This is a genomic window from Deinococcus indicus (genome assembly GCF_002198095.1).
Lineage (GTDB): Bacteria > Deinococcota > Deinococci > Deinococcales > Deinococcaceae > Deinococcus > Deinococcus caeni.
The window spans coordinates 114,133-135,982 of record NZ_NHMK01000012.1 but is presented as its reverse complement, the minus strand read 5'-3'; the positions used below and the strand labels follow the sequence as shown (position 1 = coordinate 135,982).

General features: G+C 70.1%; 21 protein-coding genes. 8 read left to right on the top strand and 13 right to left on the bottom strand.

Annotated elements, in window-relative coordinates:
• Nucleotides 1-11: 11 nt before the first annotated feature.
• Both CBQ26_RS10280 and CBQ26_RS10275 read right to left on the bottom strand, forming a co-directional pair.
• Nucleotides 12-1,301, bottom strand: coding sequence for a hemolysin family protein (locus tag CBQ26_RS10280; RefSeq protein ID WP_088248545.1), 1,290 nt, complete (start codon nt 1,299-1,301; stop codon nt 12-14).
• Nucleotides 1,298-2,605 (bottom strand): hemolysin family protein, encoded by a 1,308-nt coding sequence (locus tag CBQ26_RS10275; protein WP_088248544.1) that lies wholly within the window; start codon nt 2,603-2,605, stop codon nt 1,298-1,300. The genes CBQ26_RS10280 and CBQ26_RS10275 overlap by 4 nt, the downstream gene beginning before the upstream one ends.
• 324 nt (nt 2,606-2,929) lie before the next feature.
• On the opposite strand from CBQ26_RS10275, the gene CBQ26_RS10270 reads away from it, so the two are divergent.
• The gene (locus tag CBQ26_RS10270) at nt 2,930-5,002 is read left to right on the top strand and encodes a sensor domain-containing diguanylate cyclase (protein ID WP_088248543.1); all 2,073 of its coding nucleotides are present in this window, start codon (nt 2,930-2,932) and stop codon (nt 5,000-5,002) included.
• 129 nt (nt 5,003-5,131) lie between these two features.
• On the opposite strand, the gene CBQ26_RS10265 is transcribed toward CBQ26_RS10270, so the two are convergent.
• The 4 genes from CBQ26_RS10265 to CBQ26_RS10250 form a co-directional block, all read right to left on the bottom strand.
• Nucleotides 5,132-5,434: a hypothetical protein gene (locus CBQ26_RS10265; RefSeq protein ID WP_088248542.1), complete on the bottom strand. Its 303-nt coding sequence runs from the start codon at nt 5,432-5,434 to the stop codon at nt 5,132-5,134.
• Nucleotides 5,435-5,505: 71 nt separating this feature from the next.
• Complete coding sequence (locus CBQ26_RS10260; protein ID WP_088248541.1) at nt 5,506-6,237, bottom strand: hypothetical protein; 732 nt, start codon at nt 6,235-6,237, stop codon at nt 5,506-5,508.
• Nucleotides 6,238-6,481: 244 nt separating this feature from the next.
• Nucleotides 6,482-6,787, bottom strand: coding sequence for a putative quinol monooxygenase (locus tag CBQ26_RS10255; protein WP_088248540.1), 306 nt, complete (start codon nt 6,785-6,787; stop codon nt 6,482-6,484).
• Entirely contained in the window at nt 6,784-7,581 is a 798-nt protein-coding gene (locus CBQ26_RS10250) for a type 1 glutamine amidotransferase domain-containing protein (protein WP_088248539.1), read from the bottom strand. Before CBQ26_RS10250 ends, CBQ26_RS10255 begins: the two co-directional genes overlap by 4 nt.
• Before the next feature lie 126 nt (nt 7,582-7,707).
• On the opposite strand from CBQ26_RS10250, the gene CBQ26_RS10245 reads away from it, so the two are divergent.
• On the top strand, nt 7,708-8,031 hold the full coding sequence (locus CBQ26_RS10245) for a GNAT family N-acetyltransferase (protein WP_088248538.1): 324 nt from the start codon (nt 7,708-7,710) through the stop codon (nt 8,029-8,031).
• A gap of 112 nt (nt 8,032-8,143) precedes the next feature.
• Nucleotides 8,144-8,440, top strand: a complete 297-nt coding sequence (locus CBQ26_RS10240; RefSeq protein ID WP_088248537.1) for a metal-sensitive transcriptional regulator — start codon at nt 8,144-8,146, stop codon at nt 8,438-8,440.
• Between the two features lie 68 nt (nt 8,441-8,508).
• Here the strand turns inward: CBQ26_RS10240 and trxA are convergent, their stop codons facing one another.
• Nucleotides 8,509-8,937 (bottom strand): thioredoxin, encoded by a 429-nt coding sequence (trxA, locus tag CBQ26_RS10235; protein ID WP_088248536.1) that lies wholly within the window; start codon nt 8,935-8,937, stop codon nt 8,509-8,511.
• Between the two features lie 51 nt (nt 8,938-8,988).
• On the opposite strand from trxA, the gene CBQ26_RS21870 reads away from it, so the two are divergent.
• From CBQ26_RS21870 to CBQ26_RS10225, 3 genes are all read left to right on the top strand, one after another.
• Nucleotides 8,989-9,126, top strand: coding sequence for a hypothetical protein (locus CBQ26_RS21870; RefSeq protein WP_172418022.1), 138 nt, complete (start codon nt 8,989-8,991; stop codon nt 9,124-9,126).
• 92 nt (nt 9,127-9,218) lie between these two features.
• Entirely contained in the window at nt 9,219-10,550 is a 1,332-nt protein-coding gene (kynU, locus tag CBQ26_RS10230; RefSeq protein WP_088248535.1) for a kynureninase, read from the top strand.
• Nucleotides 10,547-11,431 carry a tryptophan 2,3-dioxygenase gene (locus CBQ26_RS10225; protein ID WP_088248534.1) on the top strand — a complete coding sequence of 295 codons (885 nt, stop codon included), beginning with the start codon at nt 10,547-10,549 and terminating at the stop codon, nt 11,429-11,431. The genes kynU and CBQ26_RS10225 overlap by 4 nt, the downstream gene beginning before the upstream one ends.
• Nucleotides 11,432-11,555: 124 nt before the next feature.
• Here the strand turns inward: CBQ26_RS10225 and CBQ26_RS21295 are convergent, their stop codons facing one another.
• The 6 genes from CBQ26_RS21295 to CBQ26_RS10200 all read right to left on the bottom strand — a co-directional run bounded on the left by CBQ26_RS21295 (nt 11,556) and on the right by CBQ26_RS10200 (nt 20,171).
• Nucleotides 11,556-16,640 (bottom strand): eCIS core domain-containing protein, encoded by a 5,085-nt coding sequence (locus tag CBQ26_RS21295; protein ID WP_143342046.1) that lies wholly within the window; start codon nt 16,638-16,640, stop codon nt 11,556-11,558.
• A gap of 55 nt (nt 16,641-16,695) precedes the next feature.
• A complete protein-coding gene (locus CBQ26_RS10215; RefSeq protein ID WP_088248532.1) occupies nt 16,696-17,328 on the bottom strand; it encodes a phage tail protein in 633 nt (210 codons plus the stop codon).
• Nucleotides 17,329-17,334: 6 nt separating this feature from the next.
• Nucleotides 17,335-17,502, bottom strand: coding sequence for a hypothetical protein (locus CBQ26_RS21865; RefSeq protein ID WP_172418021.1), 168 nt, complete (start codon nt 17,500-17,502; stop codon nt 17,335-17,337).
• The gene (locus CBQ26_RS10210) at nt 17,499-17,933 is read right to left on the bottom strand and encodes a hypothetical protein (protein ID WP_088248531.1); all 435 of its coding nucleotides are present in this window, start codon (nt 17,931-17,933) and stop codon (nt 17,499-17,501) included. Before CBQ26_RS10210 ends, CBQ26_RS21865 begins: the two co-directional genes overlap by 4 nt.
• A 22-nt stretch (nt 17,934-17,955) precedes the next feature.
• Nucleotides 17,956-18,414: a phage tail protein gene (locus tag CBQ26_RS10205; protein WP_078305303.1), complete on the bottom strand. Its 459-nt coding sequence runs from the start codon at nt 18,412-18,414 to the stop codon at nt 17,956-17,958.
• A gap of 128 nt (nt 18,415-18,542) precedes the next feature.
• A complete protein-coding gene (locus tag CBQ26_RS10200; RefSeq protein WP_088248530.1) occupies nt 18,543-20,171 on the bottom strand; it encodes a phage tail sheath family protein in 1,629 nt (542 codons plus the stop codon).
• A gap of 293 nt (nt 20,172-20,464) precedes the next feature.
• Between CBQ26_RS10200 and CBQ26_RS10195 the strand changes: the two genes are divergently transcribed.
• Together CBQ26_RS10195 and CBQ26_RS10190 are read left to right on the top strand one after the other, a co-directional pair.
• Complete coding sequence (locus tag CBQ26_RS10195) at nt 20,465-21,289, top strand: Pvc16 family protein (RefSeq protein WP_088248529.1); 825 nt, start codon at nt 20,465-20,467, stop codon at nt 21,287-21,289.
• Nucleotides 21,290-21,413: 124 nt separating this feature from the next.
• The gene (locus CBQ26_RS10190) at nt 21,414-21,833 is read left to right on the top strand and encodes a GPW/gp25 family protein (RefSeq protein WP_229844197.1); all 420 of its coding nucleotides are present in this window, start codon (nt 21,414-21,416) and stop codon (nt 21,831-21,833) included.
• The last annotated feature ends 17 nt before the right edge of the window (nt 21,834-21,850 follow it).

Below are 21,850 nucleotides of genomic sequence, written 5' to 3'. Positions count from 1 at the left end.
GCACCGTTCCCTCAGCCCAGCGGGCGGATGCGGACGCGGGTGATCTTGAGGCCCTGCACGGCCTCGGCGGTCAGGTCGTGGCCCTGCACGTTCACGGTGTCCCCGGCGGCGGGGGGCGTGCCGGTCTCGGTGAGGATCAGGCCGGCGACGGTCAGGACTTCCTCGTGATGCAGGTTCAGGTCGTGGTCGTCGCGCAGTTCCTGCAACGTGACCTCGCCGTCCACGGTGTACGACCCGTCCTCGTTGACGCTGATCCAGTCGCTGGCGGCGGCGTCTTCCTCGTCCATGACGTCCTCGATCAGGTCGTCCATGGTCACGAAGCCCAGCGTGCCGCCAAACTCGTCCACGACGAGTGCCGAGTGCGCCCGCTCGCGTTTGAACAGGCTCAGCAGGTCCTCGGCGGTGGCGGTGGCGGCCACGCTGGGCAACGGGCGCACCAGGCGGCCCAGGTGCAGGCTGCGGCCGGACACGCGCGCCCGGATGAAGTCCTTGACGTGCAGCACGCCGATGATGCTGTCGAGGTTGTCCTCGTACACGGGGTAGCGGCTGCGGGCGGACTGCGCGATGCGGGCGGCCACGTCGTCCGGCGTGGCGTTCACGTTCAGCACGTCCATGCGGGCGCGGGAGGTCATGAGTTCCTCGGCGGTGCGTTCCTCCAGCGCGAAGATGTTGCGGATCAGGTCGCGCTGCACCTCGCCGATCTGGCCGCTCTCGGCGCTCTCGTCGGTGATGATGCTCAGTTCGCGGCTGGTGTACAGCAGCGCGCCCTGGCCGGGTTCGCGGACATGCAGCAGGCGCATCAGGCCCAGGGCGAGGCCGCCCAGCACCCACACGAACGGCCGGAAGATCAGCCCGAACACCCGCATGACCGGGTGCACGCGCACGCTGACCGCCTCGGGCGTCTGGAGTGCCAGGGCCTTGGGGATCATCTCGCCGAACACGACGTGCATGAACGTGATGAAACTCAGGGCGATCACGAAGCCGACGGTGTGCGCCGCCGCGTACGACAGGCCCCAGTTCTCGAAGGGACCGTACAGCCAGCCGGCCACCTGCGGCTCGCCGTACATGCCCAGCCCGATGCTGGCCAGGGTGATGCCCAGCTGCGCGATGGCGATGTAACCGTCCTTGCCGGTGGGCTGGTCGATCAGGCGGGTCAGGGTGCGGGCGCTGGCACTGCCCTGGTCGGCCATGGTTTCCAGGCGGGAGCGGCGCGCGGCGACGAGCGAGAACTCGGCGGCGACGAACAGGCCGTTGAGGAACACCAGCAGCAGGATCACCAGGATGGGGGTCAGGTAGGTCATGCGCTCTCTCCGGTCAGGGTGAAGCTGGCGCGTTTCACGGCGCGGCGTTCCATGGCGTCCACACGGAAGATCAGGTCGCCGGGCAGGACGCTGACCTCGTCACCGGGTTGCGGCAGGCGGCCGAGTTCCTGCCAGATCAGGCCGCTGACGGTGTCGACCTCGTCGGTGGGCAGGTCCAGGTCGAAACGGCCGTTCAGCACGTCGATCAGCACGTCGCCGCGCACCGTGACGCGGTCGCCCTGCACGCTGATGGGTTCCTCCTCCTGGTCGAACTCGTCCTGCAGCTCACCGAAGATCTCCTCCAGGGCGTCCTCGAGGGTCACGAAGCCGGACACACTGCCGTACTCGTTGACCACGACGGCGCTATGCCGCCCCGAATCCCGCAGGCGCCGCCAGAGGTCCGGGACGGGCATGACTTCCGCCACGACCAGCGGGTCGCGCATGACGCTCTGCACGGTGGCGTGCGGGGCGCGTTCGGCGCTCAGGTACAGGCTGCGCAGGTGAACGACGCCCACGATGTCCTCGCCGCCCATCTCGCTCGTGGCGGCCGTGACGGGAAAGCGCGAGTAGGCGCTGGGCGCGAGGCGTTCCAGGGCGTCGCGGACGCTGAGGCTGACCGGCACCGCCAAGACCCGCGTGCGGGGCGTCATGATCTCGCGGACCACGCGGTCCTCGACGTTCAACACGCCGGACAGCATCTCACGTTCGCTGGCGTCGATCAGGCCGCCGTCGGCACTCTCGCGGTACAGGTCCTGCAACTCCTCGGGCGAGTGGACGTGCGCGTGGCTGTGCTCGGTGTTCATCTTCGCGGCCCGCAGGATGGCGAAGGCGGTGCCGTTGAACAGCGCGATCAGCGGGCGGAACAGCAGCAGGCTCAGCTGCATGGGCCGCAGCGTGGCGAGCGCCAGCCGTTCCGGGTAGCGCAGCGCCACCGTCTTCGGCAGCAGTTCACCCAGCACGACCTGCAGGGACGTCACGAGAATCAGGACCGTGACGGTCGCGGCGATCTCGCCGCCCACGGCGCCCAGCAGCGGCGTGAACAGCGGCGTGAGCTGCGACTGCCCGTACGCGCCCGCCACGAGGCTGCTGATCGTGATGCCGATCTGGCAGGCGGCGACGTACGTGTCGATCTTCTTCGGGTCCTGAAGGATCGCCAGCAGCGCCGCCGCTGTCCGGTTGCCACCCTCGGCGGCTTCCTGCACGCGCGAGCGGCGCGAACCGACGGTCGCGAACTCGGCCGCCACGTACAGGGCGTTCAGGGCGACCATCAGCAGGATCACCAGCGCGGGAATCAGGGCGCTCAAGGCTGCCTCCCCCGGCACGGCGGCGTGGTCTGGATGGTGAAGGGTCTGCGTGATCGCCAACTGGGAGGGTCGGCGCTGTCATTCTGCGGCAGCGTCATACCGCGTCAGTCTAGCAGGCGTGTGTCAGGAGTTCTTGGTCCTGCTTTCATTAGACCTCCTGCGAAAGTCCCTCTGCTTCTTGAACCTGCCCCCAAATTCCCCGTCAAAAAATCACGCCGTTAGGTGGCGCATACTCATAAAAGGGTGAGCGTTTCGCCCGTACCCTTTTCTGTAAAGTTTTGGATACGACCGTACAGACCCACGGTGAACTACCCTGATCTGGTCATGCATGCCGATCTGCCACCTGTCTGGCCCCAGGATACGCTCGACTGTGTCGAAGCGATCCTCGTACTGGCCGCTCAGACGGCCGGTTGTTCAGGTGCGGCCCTTGCTATCCGCACGCAGGGCCAGGAACGGATCTCGCTGATTGCGCAGACTGCGCCAGTTCCGGACGGCCTGAATTCCATTCTTGATGGCACGCTCACGGGTACCTGGCACGCCACGCCGCTTCCTGTCTTTTCCCATCGTCTGAGTGGTTGGCTGCTCACCAACTACTGTGACGCCCCACCTCCCCGGTCCACTCTGAATGGGTTGGCCACACTGCTCAGCCGGGAGCTCGGACGGGCGCCGCGGTCCTTTCCAGATCCACGCGTGAATGTCACTGAACTGCTCACGCATCTGACGGCGTTCGACACTCTTCTGGACCCCGCCAAGACCTGGCCTGATCTCACGGATACGTTCGCTGCCCTGCTGGGGTCCGCGCTCAGTGCAGACTTGATCGTGCTGGCCCGCATGAACGGTGAACTCCTCTGGGCTTCGCCGGCCCCCCCCGCTCAGCGCGTTCAGCAGCACTGGCAGGCTCAAGTGCCCTGGAGCGTACAACTCCCAGCGGGGAGCATCTCGCTGCCAGTGCACACCAACACGGCCAGGGGCGAGCAAGTATGGCACGCGGTTCGCCTGCCTGGATCTGTTTCCTGGGATACCGTCGACGGGATGATGGCTGCGCAGCTCGGCACGCTGATCGGTCAGATTCGCGCGTACCGCCATCAACGTGAACAGGTGCAGCAATTGCAGCAGTACCTGAATCTGGCACTGACGACCGCGCCATTGCTGTTATGGGTCACCGACCCTGACGGGACCTTTCAGGTCGCAGAGGGGCGGGGGATGGCGTCGTTGGGACTTCGTGACCGGCAACTGGTTGGTCGGACGATCCATGAACTCTTCCAGGCAGTTCCGCGTGCGCTCGACAACGCTGTACGGGCGCAGCAGGGAGAAACGGTCAGTGACATGATTACTTTCCGGGACCGGACCTTCGAAGCGTGGTATCTGCCGCTCGCCTCCGCTCGCGCCGGGAGTGTACTGGGAATCGGGTATGACGTGACGGAAGTTCTTCAGGCCCGGCAGGCTGCTGAGCGGGCTCAGTTGCAGGCCGAGACACTTTTGAGTTTCTCTCGTCTGCTGGATGAAGCCGAGCCGACGCACGCGCTGACCTGTGACGTCCTGTCGCTCCTGAGCCGCATGTTCAGGGGAGGCTGGGCGGCTCTATGGACGCATGAACCGGGCTGGTTCCGCTTGCAGGAGCGTTCGGGAGTCGTGCCGGCGAGTCTACGGGCCTTTCAGGAGCGTGGCCTGCCGGACGGGGATACGTTCGGGCGGGCGCTCCTGGCGGGACAGTCCGTCTTCATCGGTCCGGACAGAATGCCGGGTGCCGTTCGGATGCAGGGCCTTCAAGCAGCAGCGCTGCTGCCGGTTACTCTGGACACGACGACGGGCGTGTTGATCCTGACGGTCTACCGGTCAGAAGCGCGTGAGTGGACGGAGTTCGAACGGGATCTGCTGGCAACAGCCGCGCGGAACTTGCAACGCTTCGTGCGGCGGCGTCACATGCTCACGGAACTTCATCGTGCTGCAGGTACGGACCCGCTGACAGGTGTGGGAAATAGACGGGCCTTCGAACAGGCGCTGGCGGCAGCGCTCCTCAGGGGACCGTTCACGTTGGTATCGACGGATCTGGACGGCTTGAAACACGTGAATGACTCGCAGGGGCATCCGAGGGGAGACGCGTTGCTCCGGGCCTTCGCGCAGGCGTTACAGACGGCATTCCGGGCGGAGGATCAGGTTTTCCGGCTGGGTGGGGACGAGTTCTCAGTGATTATGGGGTCATTGCTGGAAGAGCGGGAAGTGCTGAGTAGGGTGGAGGGAGCAGTGGCGGCGATGCGGGAGGCGGGATTTCCGGAAGCGGCGGCCAGTGCCGGTGTGGCGGATACGCCGCGTGACGGGATGACTGGAGCCACGCTCATTCAGGTCAGTGACGCACGAATGTATGACATGAAACGCCGCCGGCAGAATGCCCTTTGATCGTTAATCAAGAGTTTCCACTTTCCTGCAGATGTCGTGTCAGGCGGCGTCAAGCCGGGGTTCGTCCTGCTCAAGGTCGGTCAGGACGTACTGTTCGGCATGCTGAGCTGCCTGCCGTTGTGCGGCCCGTCACGTCATGCCCGGTACTTCCCGACGCACCCGTAGCACCGCGTCAAAGGCTTCCACGACGCACCACACCCAGTTCTCCTGCGCCTGGATCGTCCGGCAATGACAGCGTCCCAAGCCCAGGTTCTCCTTGAACAGCCGGCGAATCACCTCAATCCCCCAGCGGGCCTTCCAGGCCCGCAGCAGCGAGCGAACCGTGATGTCACCGTCGAACGTGCTGAACAGGAAAAAGCGCGTCCACTCCCCGTGCAGCTTGCGCCACACGATCAGGACATCGAACCCACCGACCTCACGGGCGACCGGCAAGCAGCGGACGCACCACCCGAGCTCCGCGTACAGGTGATACGGACTCCGATTGAATGGGCTGCAAAGCCCGTTCAATCCGGGCGGATGCGACTCGTAGAGCTGCCCCGCAGAGAAGGAGAGAAACGGGTTCCGGACGTGGAGCCGGCAATCCAGCGAAGTTCCGGATTGTTGGCGAAACAAACGGAATCCGTATGACAGCGTTCCGGAGGGAACTGCCGGCTCAGCGCACCGAGGGTGAGGGACTCACCCTCGAACTGCACGGTCATATTGGCTTTGGCCCGGATCAAGACCGGAATCTGATGCTCGCGACTGAAGGTGACGGCGGCGTCCCGCCCGAACTCCCCATACAGCAGCAGACCCGCCATGGGGACGTCCGCCGCGAGGCAATCCTGAACGACGTGGATCATTTCCTGCGTGGCGGTGCGGTACGGGTAACAGGTCGTCTCAAGGGGCTGGGAAACCTTGAAGCGCTCCAGCAGCGGAACTGGATCCTCACCGAACCTGACCAGGGCCGCGGAGGTGAACTGATGGCCCAGACGGGTCTGGGCCTGACCGCTGTAGTGGTAGTTCACGTCTTCCGTCGTCCGTCCGGCGTGGGGCACCATGACGAAATCGATGGCCAGGAACGCGCCGGAGGGCGCGTTCCTGGCTCGACGCTTGAAGTCCTCCGTGGAGGCAAAGGTGTCCCGCGCCATCTCTTTGGAGATGGCACTTTTGCGCAGGGTGCTGTAGGGGACGAGGCCACTGAGGCTGGTGAACCGGTTCAGCTGGGCGGTGATGATGCTTTGCGGTAGGCTGGGCATGCGAGGCATAGTCACTTCGCATCAAGGCCCATGAGACCGGGGAATTTCAAACCCCTGCCTCCTGGGCCTTCGTTCTGGTCGCTGTTCTCTCGCCCGTGGAAACTCTTGGTTTGTATTCCCACACGAACACTCCAGAAGCTGTCGGGTGCTGAGCAGCACGCGCGGCTTCCCTGTCGGGAGGCGTGAGATATCCACCGCAGGGTTAACCCCCTGGGCTCTGCGCCCACACCCTTTCCTGTAAGCCTCAGCCGGCCACGTCGATCTCGTTCAGGACCGTCACTTCGGGAGCCTGGGCGAACCAGTCGCCAGCCTTAGCGCGGTACGCCTGGTAGTGGGCGCTGTCACGGTGCGCCTGGACGGCCGCCTGATCGCGGTAGCGTTCCTGCACGTGGTAGCGGGTCACGCCCTCCCTGACTTCCTTCAGCAGGTCGTAGCGCAGGTTGCCTTCCTCCTGGCGGCTGGCCTGCACCATGGACAGCATTTCCTTCTCGACGACGTCCACGAACTCGGGTTTCGGGACGATGACGGCGTGAACGGCGATGACGCTCATGCGTTCGCCCCGGCGTCCATCCCCCCGGCGGTCTGGGCCTTCTCGTTCAGGGCGCCCAGCAGCACGGTCACGAACTCGTCGTCGCTCATGGGGTTCTGGCCGGTGATCAGTTCGCGGTCACGGACGACGTTGCTGGTCCACTTCGCGCCGTTGTGCAGTGTCATCCCGGCGGCGCTCAGGGCGTCTTCCGGGTAGTACTGCATGGGGGCCTCGAAGCCCTGCTCGGCGTCCTTTTCCTCGGGCGTGCTGAACACGGTGGCCTTGTAACCGCTGTAGATGAAGTCGCTGGCGCTGGGGGTCTGACCGCCCTGCAGCGTCTGCTGGTACGCGGCGGCGTCCTGCTGCGCGGCGAGGAGGGCGACGGGCGCGTGGCAGATCAGCGCGGTGGGCTGGGCCTTCGCGTGGAAGTGGCGCAGCACGGTGCCGAGGTCGGCGTCGCTCATCAGGTCGATCATGGGGGCGTGCCCGCCGGGCAGGAACACCGCGTCGAACTGGTCGAGGTGCCCGGTCACGTCCGCGAGCTTCACGATGGGGCCGCTCAGGGTGTCGTTCACGAAGGCCTTGATCTGCTCGTACTCTTCCTCGTTCTTGAACAGGTCCTTGGTGTCGCTGCCGGCGTCCATGACGGGGCGGTTGCCTTTGGGCGTGGCGATGGTCAGCGCGTAGCCTTCCTGCACGAGTTTGTGGGCGGGAACGCCGAACTCGTTGAGGTAGAAGCCGGTGGCGTGGGTCTTGCCTTCCTGCATGGGCAGCTGGCTTTCGCTGGACATGACGACGAGAATCTGCTTGGTCATGTGAGGCACCCTATGTCAGGTTTCATGAGGGCTCTGTCATGTGAATCACTTTGCCAAGCAAAGCAGGGGCAGCCCATGAACGAATCCTCATGAAAGGCAGCACTCCCGCCCGGACATACTGACCCCATGACCCAGGACCAGACCCCCAGCGTGCGCCGCAACGACGACACCCACCGCTACGAACTGACCGACGCCACCGGCACCCTGCTCGGCTTTGCGGAATTCCGCCCCGCCGGCGACCACGCCGTCATGCTCCCCCACACCGAGGTCACGCCCGGCCACGAGGGCGAAGGCCTGGGCAGCCTGCTGGCCCGCGCCGCCCTCGACGACATCCGCGCCCAGGGCAAACACGCCGTCCCCATGTGCCCCTTCATCGCCGCGTACATCCGCGAACACCGCGAATACGTGGACCTCGTCCAGCCCGAACAGCGCGGCGTGTTCAGACTCTGAGCGCCCACGCGGGAACACACCCGGCCCATGCCCCCCCGGAGTATGCTGCCGGACACGCACGCCCCCAGCCGGGCCGCCCGCCGTTCCCGCCGCACAGGAGTCCACGCCCACCATGACCACCCACACGCCCACCGACCCCCAGACCCCCGCGTCCCCCCTGACCGAAACCGACACCCGCGTCCTGCTGCGCCTGCGCCGCATCGAGGGACAGGTGCGCGGCTTGCAACGCATGATTGAGGAGGGCCGCGACTGCCACGACATCCTCACACAACTCAGCGGCGTACGCAGCGCCCTCGACGCCGCCGGCGAACAGATCCTCGAACAGTACGCCGGCGGCTGCCGCGCCCGCCCCGGCGAGGCCGTCACACCGCAGGACGTCGTCCGCGCCGTGAAACTCCTGCGCCGCTAGGTCACGGCTTTCCTGTCGGTCCTCAGGGCAGACCTGCGGGTCCATTTGTCCGGCGGGGCGCGCCGCGTCTATCTGGCGGGCAGGCTGCGGTCCAGCCACGCCCGCAGTTCGGGCAGGCCCACGGCTCCGACCTGACGCCCGGCGACCTCGCCGTCCCGGAAGACCAGCAGGGTGGGAATGCCCTGCACGGCGTGACGACCGGGGGCCTGCGGGTGGTCGTCCACGTTCACCTTCACGATCTTGATTTTTCCGGCGCGTTCCTGCGCGAGTGCCTCCAGCGCGGGGGCGATCACGCGGCACGGGCCGCACCAGGGCGCCCAGAAGTCCACGATCACTGGCACGGAGGCCCGGACGTCCTGCGTGAAGGTCGCGTCGGTGCCGGTAACCAGCCAGGGCAGGGCCTGACCGCAGCGGGCGCAGGCGGGCACCTGGGCGTCCGGGACGGTCTGCACGCGGTTCCTGGCGCCGCAGTGGGCGCAGGTCAGAAGGTCGCTCATGCCCTTCAGGGTACGGCAGAGGCGGGGGCGTGCGTGGCATACTGCCGCTTGATGAGGTCGCCCCGTCACTCCTGGCCGGTCCGTCCCGGCGCGAATGAGATCGCGCGGGCGCTGCACGACTGGTGGTGCGCGAACCTGGGCCGCCCGATGCGCCGCGTGCCCCTGCGCGCCGCCCTGCACCTGCCCTGACCCGCCTTCGCCCCGGACCCTGCCCGCCCTGTCGCCCGCGCCCCGTGCGTGGCGCTGACGGTACGGCCGCCCGGTCCCTCCCAGGAGTCACTATGACGAACATTCACGCGACGACCACCGCTGCCCAGACCACTGCTGCCCAGACCGCCCGCCCCCCCGCTTCCCCCCTGCACGCGCGGATTGGTGCGGCGCTGACCGGGGCGGCCATTCCCGCCGACCTGCTGGACCTGGACGCCCACGACCCGCTGGCCCGCAAGCGTGAGGAATTCACGTTGCCGGGCGGCGTGGTGTACCTGGACGGCAACAGCCTGGGGGCGCTGCCGCGCGCCGTGCCGGAGCGGTTGCAGCAGGTCGCGGCGCAGGAGTGGGGCGACGCCCTGATCCGCTCGTGGAGTGCCGGGGCGGACCGGGGGCGCGACTGGATGAACCTGCCGGATCGCGTGGCCGCCAAGATCGCCCCGCTGATCGGCGCGCTCCCTCACGAGGTGGCGGTGACGGACACTACGGGCGTGAACACCTTCAAGGTGCTGGCCGCCGCACTGAAACTCGCCCCGGCGGAGCGCCGCGTGATTCTGACGGACGCCGAGAACTTCCCCACCGACCTGTACGTCGCGCAGGGCCTGCTGGACCTGCTGGGCGGCGGGTACGAACTGCGGCGCGTGAACCCCGACGCGCTGGACGGGCACCTCACGGCGGACGTGGCGGCGCTGCTGCTGACCGAGGTGGACTACCGCACGGGCCGCCGCCTGGACATGGCGGCCATCACGGCGCAGGCGCGCGCGGCGGGCGTCCTGACCGTGTGGGACCTAGCGCACTCGGCCGGGGCGTTCCCGGTGGACCTGCGCGGCGCGGGCGCGGATTTCGCGGTGGGCTGCGGGTACAAGTTCCTGAACGGCGGCCCCGGCGCGCCGTCGTTCCTGTTCGTCTCCGAGCGGCACCTGGGCAACGAGAACGCCGCCCCCGTGGCGATCAGCGGCTGGATGGGCCACGCCGATCCCTTCGAGATGGACCGCGCGTTCACGCCCGCGCCCGGCGCGCGCCGCTTCGTGCCCGGCACGCCGATGGTCCTGAGCCTGAGTGCCCTGGACAGCGCCCTGGACGTGTTCGCGGACGTGGACCTGCACGCCCTGCGCACCAAGAGCCTGTCGTTGACCGACACCTTCATCCGGCTGATGGAGCCGCTGTGCGCCCGGTTCCCGCTGACGCTGGTCACGCCGCAGGAGCACGCGCGGCGCGGCTCGCAGGTCAGTTACCGGCACCCGCAGGCGCGGGAGGTCATGGCGGACCTGATCGGGGGCGGCGTGATCGGCGATTACCGCACGCCGGACATCCTGCGCTTCGGGTTCACGCCGCTGTACCACTCGCACGCGGACGTGGCCCGCGCCGTGGCGGGCGTGCAGGCCGCGCTGGAGGCCCGCGCGTGAGCGCCCCCGACCGCCCTGCCCCCGACCGATCCGGCGCTGCGCGGCCCGGAGCGCCCGACCGGGACGCACCCGAGCAGGCCTACACGGACTTCACCCGCAGCCTCAGCTACGGCGACTACCTGCAGCTCGACACCCTGAAAAGCGCCCACCGGCCTGTCACGGACGCCCACGATGAGCACCTGTTCATCGCCGTCCACCACGTCTCCGAGGTGTGGCTGGACCTGATCATCCGCGAGCTGCGCGCCGCGATGGACCAGCTCGCGCTGGGCATCACCGACGCGCCCCTCAAGGGCCTGACCCGCGTCGTGCGCGCGCAGGAGCAGCTCACGAACGCCTGGGAAGTCCTGAAGACCATGACGCCCGCCGACTACCTGTCGTTCCGCAGCGCGTTCGGGCAGGCGTCCGGCTTCCAGAGCGCCTCGTACCGCATGGTCGAGTTCCTGCTCGGGAACCGCCACGCGGTCCTGGCCCGCCCGCACGAGCACCGCCCGGACCTGCACGGCCCGCTGACCGACGCCCTGCACGGCCCCAGCGTGTACGACCTGACGCTGCGCCTGCTTGATGCGCGCGGCCTGAACGTCCCGGCCGAAGTCCTGAACCGCGACCCCAGTCAGCCCCCGCAACTGAACGAGGCCGTGCTGAACGCCTGGATCACCGTGTACCGCCAGCCCGACACCTACTGGGACCTGTACGAACTGGCCGAGAAACTGCTGGACGTCGAGGACAACTTCCGCCGCTGGCGCTTCAACCACCTCACCACCGTGGAACGCACCATCGGCTTCAAGAGCGGCTCCGGCGGGACCAGCGGCGCCGGCTACCTGCGCCGCGCCCTGGAAACCGTCCTGTTCCCGGAACTGTGGGAGGTCCGCACCCGCCTCTGAACAGGACTCCGATTGAATGGCTTGCAGAGCCGTTCAGTCGGAGCGGATGCGACTCGCAGAGCCTCCCCGCAGAGCGAGCAGGAGCCCTCCGGATTGATCCCGCCGGGGGGCCATCCCTCCGCTGTCACACGCGGCGCAGTTCGGTGCTGAGCCGCTCCCGCAGCCGCGCGTACACCTCGCGCGCCACCTGATCCAGATCCACGGACGGCGCCGACGGCGCCCGGCGACCCACCGCCGCGCCATCTCCCTGCCGCTCCGCCGCTGCCGGAGCGGCCGGCCGGTCCAGCGCCGCCGCGTGTACCCACGCCCCACCGGCCGGCGCGGGCGGCGGCACGCCCGGCAGGAACGGCTGAGACTCCGGCGCCGGCCGGGCGGGAGCCGACGTGGGTGGCCGCGCTGCTGGTCGGGGCGCCGGGGCCGGAGAGTCCGTCTCCCAGGAACGCGCCTCCCACGCGGTAGGCGGGGCCGGTCGCCGGTCCGGCTCGCTGGCGGGGTACGTGGCGTGCTCGGTCGCGAGCGCCACGCCCTCCTCGTCGTGCGCGTCCGGGCGGGCCGGGCCGGGTGCGCGGCGCAGCACCTCGGGCACAAACGACGGCTGATCGCGCCGCAGGGCGTGCGTGACCTCGTGCGCGGCCAGCGCCGTTCCGGCCGGCGTGTCGAGCCGCGTGTCCGGCGACAGGAACACCGTGCGGCCCACCGTCAGCGCCTCGGCCCGCGCGGCCTGCAGGGCCGGCAGGACGCTGGCGTTCCGGACGACGCGGACGTCCGCCACGGACGTTCCCATCAACCGCGCCAGGGTCGCCTGCGCGCCCGGTGCCAGCGGCTGCCCGTGCCCGTCGTGCCGCACCGCTGCCTGAAGCGCCTGCGAGAGCCGCTGCACCGGAGTCGTCGGAGCGGTGGGGGAGACGGGCGGCCCGTCATCGTGGCGGCGTGGCACAGGCGGCAGGGCGGGTTGCCCCACCCTCAATGGCGGGCCTCCCGACGGCTGCCCTCCTGACGGGGGCGCGACCGCCACAGGCCCGGCGAACGGGAACGCCGCCGCCAGATCGGCCAGCCCCTTCGATCCGGACAGCCCCGCCGATCCAGACAGCGCCGACCCGGACAGCCCCGGTACGACCGGCCCCGGCACCTCCGGGGGGACGGGCACCGGGAAGTGGGGGGGAGTGGCCGCCCGGTCGGGCGAACCCGCCGGAATCCCTGGATGCTCCTGAGCGGGGAACGGAGTGACCGGAACGACGGAGGGCAGGGCCTCCGACGGCCACGCCGGCACCACGACCGGCGTGGCCGGGAGCGCCCCCGGCACCGATGGCAGGATGGGGGAAGGCGGCAGGGCGGCAATGGGCTGCGTGGCGGAAACGGGTGGAAGGTTCGGAACGGTCGGTGCCGTGTCCAGACTGCTCACGTCCGGTCGTCCCGGTGCGAAGGCCGCTCCCACGAGATCTGCTCCCACGACGTCTGCGGCCACGCGGTCCGCCGTCGCGAAGGCCGGAGCGACGGGTTGCGGCAGGCGGCTGGGCGGGACCGGTGGACCTCCGGGCACCTCGCCGGATGGCGTGACAGGCAACGGCAGCCCGTCGGGCCGTGCAGAACCGGGCGTGTCATGCCGCGTGGACGGTGATGGAAGGACCGTGGGCGCGGCGGCCTGAATCCCTGGCCTGGGCTTGGCGGTCCAGCCGGTCGGGGCAGGGTCAGTCCCAGGTTGGCTGGTCGGCGCAGGGTCGGTTGCGGTAGGGCCGGTCGCAACCGGGACAGTGACTGGCCGGGCCATAACCGGCGCCGTCCTGGCATCCGGGGCGTCCTGCCACTCCGGTCGGCCCGCCGGCACGGGAACCGGAGGCATGGCGGGCTGTGGGGTCGGTGCCCGCTGGATCACGGGCAACCCGGTCGGGGGCGTGACGGTGCGTGACCCTGTACTGGGAACTCCGGCCACTGCCCGCTCTGGCAGGACTTCCGGAGTGGGCGCAGGGACGGGCGCCGTGATGACCGGCCGAGCGGGCACGTCCGGTCGGTAGTGCGGCGCAGTGGGCGCTGGAGCCTCTGAGGGACTCCGTGACACGTCAGCTGGCGCCACGGGCTGTACGACGACGGCCGGGTGAAGGAGCGTGTCGGGGCGGACATCCGGCAGAACGGGAGCCGGTAGCTCTGCGGGACGCCATGACCCGTCCGCAGCCACCATGGATTCCACGACAGTGGCTGCCGGAGCAGCCGCGAGGGCTGGATTGGGCACCTCCGGCAGGACGCCAGCCGCGTGAGGTTCGACCGGGACAACCGGGGCGTTCGGCACGGGAGTGAACGGTCCGGGGCTGTCCACCGGCCGGGCCGGCTCCCGCGTCTCCGTTCGGGGGACCGGTGGCGTGGTCGCCAGCGGAGCGTAGGGTACGGCCAGCTCGGGCACGGCCATCTGCTGAACGCCTGCGGCCTCGGGCGCCGCGACGGTCGGGACAGTCGGTTCAGGCCGGGCCGGCGCCGGAGAAGCGGAGGGCAGCCGGGGAGAGGCCGGAACGGGTGGCAGAGCGACGGCGACCGGATCGGTCACCTGCGGCGCCGGTTCCTGCCGCACGACCGGACGATCGCCATGCCTGGGACCGGGAACCGGCAGGGTCACGGACGGAGCCGGCGCGGCCTGAGCGTCGCCCGGCAGATCAGCGGTCAGTTCCGGCCCGACGGGGGGCGTCCGGTCGTCCGTGGTGCTGGAGAGTGGTGGTTCTGCGGTCGGCTGGCGGGGGCCGGCGCTGACCGGGGCAACGTCCACCGGAGCAGAGGGACTGCGCTCCGGGTGGGGCCCGTTCGGGGCCGGCGGGTCCGGGAGGCGCCCGGCGTCGCGCCGCGCGGGCGCGTCAGGCTGTGACGGCCGCGCGACCGGAACGCCGGAATCTGCGGGGACGGGCACCGGTCGGGAGGGAATCACGCTGATGGGAGCGGTGTGCGCTTCGGCCACCGGACTGCCCCCGGCGCGCATGGACGGTTGCTGCGGGCTGTTGAGGCCCGGCAGGACTGGGACCGCTTCCGGCGGTGCGTCCACCCTGGCGACCGGCAGTGGCTCCTGCGGGCGGGGGCGGGCGTCCTGCTGCGCCTCGTGCGGACGTGCCGCACCGCCCTCTGGAACGGGTGGCGGCGCCGCCGGTCGGGAGGGACCGGGCAGGTCGGTGACCCCCCGGGTGGCGACTGGGTCGGGCCGGGGGTCGTCTGCCGCAGGCCCGACCGGGCTGGGCGTTTCAGGCCCGGTCGCTTTGTCCGGCGTACGGGACGGGTCGGCCGGGTTCATGCTTCCAACCGGTCTGGAGTCGCCCGGCATGGCGTCATCCGCCGCGGCCGCCTGAGCCGGAGCTGGGTCCACGTCCAGCGGCCTGTCGTCCGGCCGCACCTCGAACGGTGCGTCTGCCGGAGCCGGGGGCCGGGTCGGGAGGACCGGACGGCTGACCGGCACGGGCTGGGGTTCCGGAGGCCGGGCCGCTGGCGACCGAATGGCAACGGGTGGCGCCGCCGGGGCGGGGACCGGCGGGACGACCTCCGGCGTGGGCGCTGGGGAGACGACCGGGACCGGGCGGGGCAGATCAGGTCTGGCCTCTGCGGGCAGAACCTGGGAGGAGGGGGCCGCGTCGGGGCGTGCCCTGTCCGGCTCCTCGTCGGTGTCGGCGGGTTCCGCTGCGCGGTCGCGGGCGGTGCGGCCCGAGCGGCTGGCACGGGCCCGCAGGCGCGGCGCGGCCGGCAGGTCTGGCGCGGCGGGTGCCGGCACGCCCGACTGGACCGCTGCGGGCGCGGTGTCCAGACCGGCGGACGGGCTGGCCGCCGCGTCACCTTCAGGAGCGACGTTGCGTTCCGGGTGGTGGTCACGCCAGTTCAGCAGTTCCCCGAACCCCAGCGGCGAGGCTTCCACCTCGCCCTGCGCTTCGAGTTCCGCGAAGCGGTTCAGGCGGGCCAGGATGTTCTGCGACACGTCCGCCGGGATGGGCGGCGCGGGCCGCACCTCCTCGGGTTCCGGTTCACGCGGGCGCGGCGCGGCGCCCGGCGGGCGGGGCTTGCGGGGCAGTCGCACGGGAATGTCGTTGTTCCCGGCGCGCAGCAGCGCCTCGAGTTCCCGGCGTTCCTGATCGCGCCGTTCGCGTTCCTCGGGCGTCGGAACGTCGGGGAAGACCAGGGGGGGACCGGTGTCCACCGACGGTTCCCCAGACCCAGAGGCGGCCGAATCCTGCGACACTGCCGCCGTACTGACCGGTTCCGTCCTGGGCGCTGCCGCGCTGCTCTCGGCCTCGCGGCTGGGTCCGGCGGGGGCCGCTGGAACCCCTGTCCGGGAAGGCGACAGCGGAGCGTCATCGGCCTCTGCCATCGGGACGGGACGGGGGGTAGGCGACGACTCCAGGCGCGAATCGGATGCCGGAGCGGGTGCCGGAGACACGGGAACGGTCGCGCTATCGCCAGCGGCGGCCGGGTGGTCTGTGGGGGGCGGCGTGACCTGCGCGGCAGGCTCAGGTGCAGTGGGTGCCGGCCGGATCGACCGCTCCGTGACAGGGGCGTCCGGTGACACTTCCAGCGTCCGGGGGGGACCGGAGGCCGGAAGCGGATCGGCCGTCCGGTCGTCCGGGCGGGTGTTCAGGGCCAGGGTCTCCAGGAACGAGGCGGGCCGCAGCGGGCTGTCCTGCGCGGCCCCGGTCGCCTCGCCGGCGCTGTGCGGCGCGGTCAGAGCGGTCGGTTCCGGGGTCGGGGGGAGCAGGCCCAGGGGCGGCGTGCTGGACAGGCCGGCCGCCAGCGCCTCGGCGTAGTCGCCGTACGGGTCGGGGTCGGTGTGGAGAACGGTGTCGCCGTGGGGAGCGGTGTCGGCACGGGGACCGGCGGCCGAAGCCTCTGCGGCGGGCTGCCACGCTGCCGTGTCCTGTTGCCGGGCCGGAGCGGCGACTGCAGTGGTGAGGGCCGCCAGAGGGGCGGGTCGTGGGACAGCGACGGGCGCCGCCGCGTGGGCAACGTCAGGCCACCGGGAAGGGGGAGCGGGCGGCGACGCGGCCGGCAGGGCCAGCAGTCGCGCCTGGACACGCCGGGGACCGCCGGGACGGGCGGGCGGCAGGACCGTGGGGAGGACGGGGCCGCGCACCGGCAGGGCGGGCGCGGCGGAGAAGGACGGGAGGGTCCCGGGCATGAAGGCGCGGTCCTGCTGCGTGACGGCCATCTGCCCGGCGTGTTTCAGGCGGCGCAGCCGCTCGTCGAAGATACTCACTTGGCTCCTTTGGTGGCCCGCTTCCGCCGGACGGGCGGGGCGCGCCGGGGCACGTTCAGCGGCTGGTCTGCAGGAACCCGGAGTGCGCGAGTTCCAGCGTTTCCACCGACACGGCGTCCCCGTTGCCGCTGAAGGTCGGGCCGCTCCACTTGACCGGGTAGGCCTGCAGCAGTTCGAACCGCATGCGGACCTGCGCCTCGAGCGCCTGCCCGCCGGCGGCGGTGCGGCTGGCCTGCGGGTGGTCGTAGACGGTGACCGTGACGTTCCGGACGTCCAGGTAGCCCTGCACGATGTTCAGGTGCCATTCGAGCAGTTCGTTCCCGGCGACCAGTCCGCGTTTCAGGATCAGGTTCCCGACGCGTGACCGGACCGGGAGGCGCAGCACGCGGTCGTTCACGCCGCCCTCGATGAAGTCCATGGTTTCCGTCTCGACCTGCAGGCCGCTGACCTCGCTGAACGCCGCGTACTCCAGTCCGTCGATGGACACCTGATAGCGGTGGTTGCTCAGGATCGACAGGGAACTGCGTTGCGGGTTGCCGTCCGGTCGGTGGGTGGGCCGCGCGGCCGGTGTGAGGGTGGGGGCGTCGCCGCCGGCGGAGAAGGTCGCCTGTCCCAGCGGCCCGAGGCGCAGGGTGGCGGTCACGCGCGGGCGGCCACGGTTGAAACTGGCGGTTGCTTTGAAGTCCATAGGTCCTCAGCGGGTTCCGGTGTTCCGGGCGAGGTCGAGGCGCAGGTCCTCGAGCATCAGCTGGTACACGCGCCGCGTCACCTCGTCCAGGTCGATGGTCGGGACGGGCGTGGCGCGCGCCCCGACCGGGGTCGGCCCGGTGGCCGGCGGAGCGGGGCGGGGCGCGCCGGTCATGCGGACACGCCTGCGGACAGGTCGAGTTCCAGCAGGGCGCCGCAGTGCGGGCACTCCGTCTCGATCACGTCGTCCGGGAATGCGCCGGCAGGCTGCGCCGCTGCGGCCGGACCGGGCGCGGCCTGGGCAGGCGCGCTCCAGGTGGAGGCCGGGGCGGTGTTCATCTGGCTGTAGAGGGTCTGCAGGTACGCGAAGTCCGCGGCGGGCAGCACGGCCAGGATGTCGGGCGTGACCGGCGCGAAGGGTCCCAGGCGGGTGACGACGCGGGCCAGCAGCAGCAGCGGGTAGTAGGCTTCGTTGCGCTGCACGCGCGGGTCACCGAGCGGTTCGATCTCGTCGAGCGCGGTGGCCAGACGCATCACGCCGCTGCGGTGAACCTGCCCGTCGGACGTGAACAGTCCGACGGGCAGCATGAAAGGCAGTTCGTTCACGCTTCAGATCCGCACGGCGCGCTTAGCCGCCCGCAGGCACGCGCTTGTAGCCTTCGTGCGTGATGGTCAGTTCCTCGATGGCGACCTCGTTGCTCTTGGCGTCGTAGGTGGGGCCGTTGAGTTTGCTGGGCCAGGCGCGCTCGAAGGTCCAGGCGGCGACGGGTTCGCCCTTCTGGTTGTGCAGGGTGATGGTGCCGCTGCGGCGGGCCTCGTCCATGTTGCCTTCCTCGACCTGCTGGCGCCACGTCCACATGTCCATGTCGTTGGTGATGCCGCGCTTGAGGACGATGTCGTTGTACTTCATGGTGCCGGGTTCGCGGATCAGGACGGCGCGGCCCTTGGCGTCGGTGGCGCGGTACTCGACGACCTGGCTCTCGCTGCCCAGGCCGGTGCACTCGCGGAAGGCGCCGACGACCTTGTTGTCGAACTGAACGCTGAAGTAGGCGGCGACGAGGGGGTCCTTGCGGGTGGGTGCGGTCATAGGGGTACCTCCGGTGAGGGGAGTGGGGATTCAGGGGCTGCTGTTCGGGGCTGCCGGGGCGGCGCGGGTGGGGGGTCGGTGGGGAGGGCGTGGCCGCGCGCCGCTCAGCGGAGAGTGGGGGGCGCGGGTTACTGACCGCCGCCGGCGTGCTGGCTGAAGCGGAACACGATGAATTCGGCGGGTTTGACGGGGGCCATGCCGATCTCGACCTGCAGGATGCCGCGGTCGCGGATCTCGTCGGGGTTCAGTTCGGCGTCGCACTTGACGTAGAAGGCCTCGCGGGTGGTGTTGCCGAACAGCGCGCCGTCCCGCCAGACGCTGGTGAGGAAGGAGTTGATGTCGCGGCGGATGCGGAACCACAGGTTCTCGTCGTTCGGTTCGAACACCGCCCACTGGGTGCCGCGTTCGATGCTGGTCTCGACGTAGTTGAACAGGCGGCGGACCGGCACGTAACGCCACTGGGCGTTGCTGGACAGCGTCCGGGCGCCCCAGACGCGCACGCCCATGCCGGGGAACTCGCGGATGCAGTTCACGCCGATGGGGTTCAGGATGTCCTGCTCGCTCTTGGTGATCTGGATGGCCGGCCCGAGGATGCCGCGCACGACCTCGTTGGCGGGGGCCTTGTGGACGCCGCGTTCCACGTCGTTGCGGGCGTAGATGCCGGCCACGAAGCCGCTGGGCGGGACCATCATGGGGTTGCCGTCGGGGCCCTCGATCTTCAGCCAGGGGTAGTACATGGCGGCGTAGCTGGAGTCGAAGTTGGTGTCCACGTTGCGCCATTTCACGGCCTGCTGGGGGGTCAGGTCGGGGGGCGTGTCGAGCAGCGCGATGCGGTTGGCGTTGCGTTCGCAGTGGTCGATCAGGGCGCGCTGCACGGCCTTGACGCCGTCCGCGCCGATCATGCCGGCCTGATAGGCGCTCATCAGGTCGGGCACGGCGATCATGCTGACTTCCTCGGCGATCTCGAGGCTCTCGATGCCGCTGCGGCTGTCCACGCTGCCCACGAAGTCCTGGCCCTTGAGTTCGCGGCCCTGCTCGATGACGTTGCTGTCGGCCTGCAGGACGTAGGTGCCGGCCTCGGGGGCGCGTTCGACGAGGGGTCCGGTGGAGCTGGCCTCCTCGATGGTGATCAGGGTGCTGTCCTTGTTGACGACCTCGGCGACGTTGCGGGCGTGTTTCTTGCCGATGGAGACGTTGGGGAAGGTCTCGGTCAGGTCGTTGCGGGTGACTTTCAGGGTGAACAGGCCGTCGCTGCCGTCCTCGGGAGTCTCGGCCGGTTTGCCGTCCTTGCCTTTGGGAGCGGCGTCGGTCTTGACCGGGTCGGGTGCGAGGACCTCGATCTGGATGTCGCTCTGGCGGCCGTCGCGGGCGACGATGCTGAGGCTGGGCACGGCCTTGCTGGCGCGGCTGGGCAGTTGCAGCGGGCGGGCGGCCTCGACGGTGCGGGCGGTGCGGGTGTCGGCCTGGTTGGGCACGAGACGCACGACGTAGCAGCGGGTGCCGCCGTTGTTGAAGTACGCGTACACGCTCTGGGCGAGGTACGCGCCGTCCATGAAGGGGTTGCGGGCGCCGCTGGCGTCGGCGGTGCCGAAGATCTCCTTGAACTGCTGCCAGTTGGCCACGAAGACCGGCGTGTTGGCGGGGCCGTTGGGAGCGAAGCCGACGAAGGCGGCGGTGGTGGTGCTGACGCCCTCGATGGGGCGGGGGCCGCTCTGTGATTCTTCGATGTAGACGCCGGGTGACAGGTATTCGGGCATGGATTCCTCCGGAAGTTGGGTGCAGGGTTGAAGGTGACGCGGCCGGTGTGGGCGGCGCCTGTGGCTGTGAGATATCCAACATCGCAGACGCGGCGGAAGCCGTCCACCACATGTGAGCAGACGCGGGGCGGGGGGCGCCTCTATACTGACCCGTTCATCACCTAACCGCGAGGAAAAACCTTGAAAAATACTGCTCAGGGACGAGAAAAATCAGTGTATTTCCGCACATGCCTCCGGTGGGGGGGGCTGGTGGGGGGCGTACCCGGCGCCCTCGCCACGCCGCGGGGAGTCCAGTGATCGCGGACGTTCAGCAGGCCCTCAAGGAGCTTGTCTATACCGAAGCGGGGCTGCCGCGCGACGCGCTGGACATCCGTTTCGCCGCCCCCACGCCCAGCTGGGTGTCGGGCCTGACGCGCCCCACCCTGAACTTCTTCCTGCACGACCTGCGCGAGAACGCCGCGCTGCGCTCCATGGAATTCACGCACGCCCACACCGGCGCGGGCGTCAGCCGCACCCTCGCCCCGCGCCGCATGGACCTGCGCTTCCTGGTGACGGTGTTCTTCAAGGCGCAGCTCGACGAACTCGGCCGCGACGAATGGCAGGTCCTGTGGCGGGTCCTGGCCGCCCTGATGCGCCAGGACGACTGGGAGGACCGCTACCTGCCGCCCGCCGCCCGCGACACCGGCCTGGGCATCCTGGGCACCGTTGCGACCGGCGACACCGCCAGCGTCTTCAGCAGCCTCGGGCAGACCGTGCGGCCCCACCTGAACTACACCGTGACCGTCCCGCTCGACCTGGGCGTCACCACCCGCTCCCCGATGGTGCTGGAACGCGACCTGAGCTTCCACGCGCAGGCCACGCCGGGCGGCGCGGCCCCCGTCTCGCAGCGCCGCCGCTCGAGCTGGCAGCTGCTCGACGCGCAGGGCCAGCCGCTGGCCGACGCGCTGGTCCGCAGCGACGGCGGCGCCCGCGCCTTCAGCGACCCGCAGGGCGTCGTGCATCTGGACACGCCGCGCGAGGCAGTGCGGCACCTGTCGGTCCTGACCCTCGACGGGCGCGCCCTGCACCTCGACGCGAACACGCCCCAGGCGCAGCCGCGCCTCCCGGAGCCGGTATGACCGCCCGCAGCGCCCCAGGCGGCGCGGCCCTGAACCGTCCTGCCCTGAACCCTCCTGCCTTCAACAGTCCCGGCCTCAGCAGTCCCCTACGGAACAGGCCGGCGCGGAACGCGGGGGGGCCCCGGTGAGCCTCCCCTCCTCGCTGGACGCCCCCACGCCCGCCGACGTGCTCGGGACCGGCGTGGCCTTCCCGGTCGGCGTGAACGCACGCGGGCAGCTGGCGATGGTGTCCGGCGAACGCGCCGTCACGCAGGCGATCCTGACCCTGCTGATGACCGCGCGCGGCCAGCGCGTCATGCGGCCCGAGTACGGCTGCCGCATTCACGAACTGGTGTTCGCGCCGGGCGACGCCACCACCCTGGGCCTCGCGTCGTTCTACGTGGACGAGGCCCTGCGCACCTGGGAGCCCCGCATCGACGTGGACGGCGTGCAGGCGCAACTCGACCCGAACGACACCTCACGCGTCGTGGTGGACATCCGCTACCGACTGAAGGGGCAGCCGGAGCCCCGCTCGCTGGTCTTTCCCTTCTACCGCTCGCTGTAGGCGCCCACCCGCGCCGC

Coding starts and splice junctions, on each gene's coding strand:
- CBQ26_RS10260 (WP_088248541.1), bottom strand. CDS start 6,237: ATGCCCAGCCTACCGCAAAGCATCATCACCGCCCAGCTGAACCGGTTC.
- CBQ26_RS10200 (WP_088248530.1), bottom strand. CDS start 20,171: ATGCCCGAATACCTGTCACCCGGCGTCTACATCGAAGAATCACAGAGC.
- CBQ26_RS10250 (WP_088248539.1), bottom strand. CDS start 7,581: ATGACCAAGCAGATTCTCGTCGTCATGTCCAGCGAAAGCCAGCTGCCC.
- CBQ26_RS21865 (WP_172418021.1), bottom strand. CDS start 17,502: ATGACCGGCGCGCCCCGCCCCGCTCCGCCGGCCACCGGGCCGACCCCG.
- CBQ26_RS10270 (WP_088248543.1), top strand. CDS start 2,930: ATGCATGCCGATCTGCCACCTGTCTGGCCCCAGGATACGCTCGACTGT.
- CBQ26_RS10280 (WP_088248545.1), bottom strand. CDS start 1,301: ATGACCTACCTGACCCCCATCCTGGTGATCCTGCTGCTGGTGTTCCTC.
- CBQ26_RS10255 (WP_088248540.1), bottom strand. CDS start 6,787: ATGAGCGTCATCGCCGTTCACGCCGTCATCGTCCCGAAACCCGAGTTC.
- CBQ26_RS10215 (WP_088248532.1), bottom strand. CDS start 17,328: ATGGACTTCAAAGCAACCGCCAGTTTCAACCGTGGCCGCCCGCGCGTG.
- CBQ26_RS10240 (WP_088248537.1), top strand. CDS start 8,144: ATGACCACCCACACGCCCACCGACCCCCAGACCCCCGCGTCCCCCCTG.
- trxA (WP_088248536.1), bottom strand. CDS start 8,937: ATGAGCGACCTTCTGACCTGCGCCCACTGCGGCGCCAGGAACCGCGTG.
- CBQ26_RS21870 (WP_172418022.1), top strand. CDS start 8,989: ATGAGGTCGCCCCGTCACTCCTGGCCGGTCCGTCCCGGCGCGAATGAG.
- CBQ26_RS10205 (WP_078305303.1), bottom strand. CDS start 18,414: ATGACCGCACCCACCCGCAAGGACCCCCTCGTCGCCGCCTACTTCAGC.
- kynU (WP_088248535.1), top strand. CDS start 9,219: ATGACGAACATTCACGCGACGACCACCGCTGCCCAGACCACTGCTGCC.
- CBQ26_RS10245 (WP_088248538.1), top strand. CDS start 7,708: ATGACCCAGGACCAGACCCCCAGCGTGCGCCGCAACGACGACACCCAC.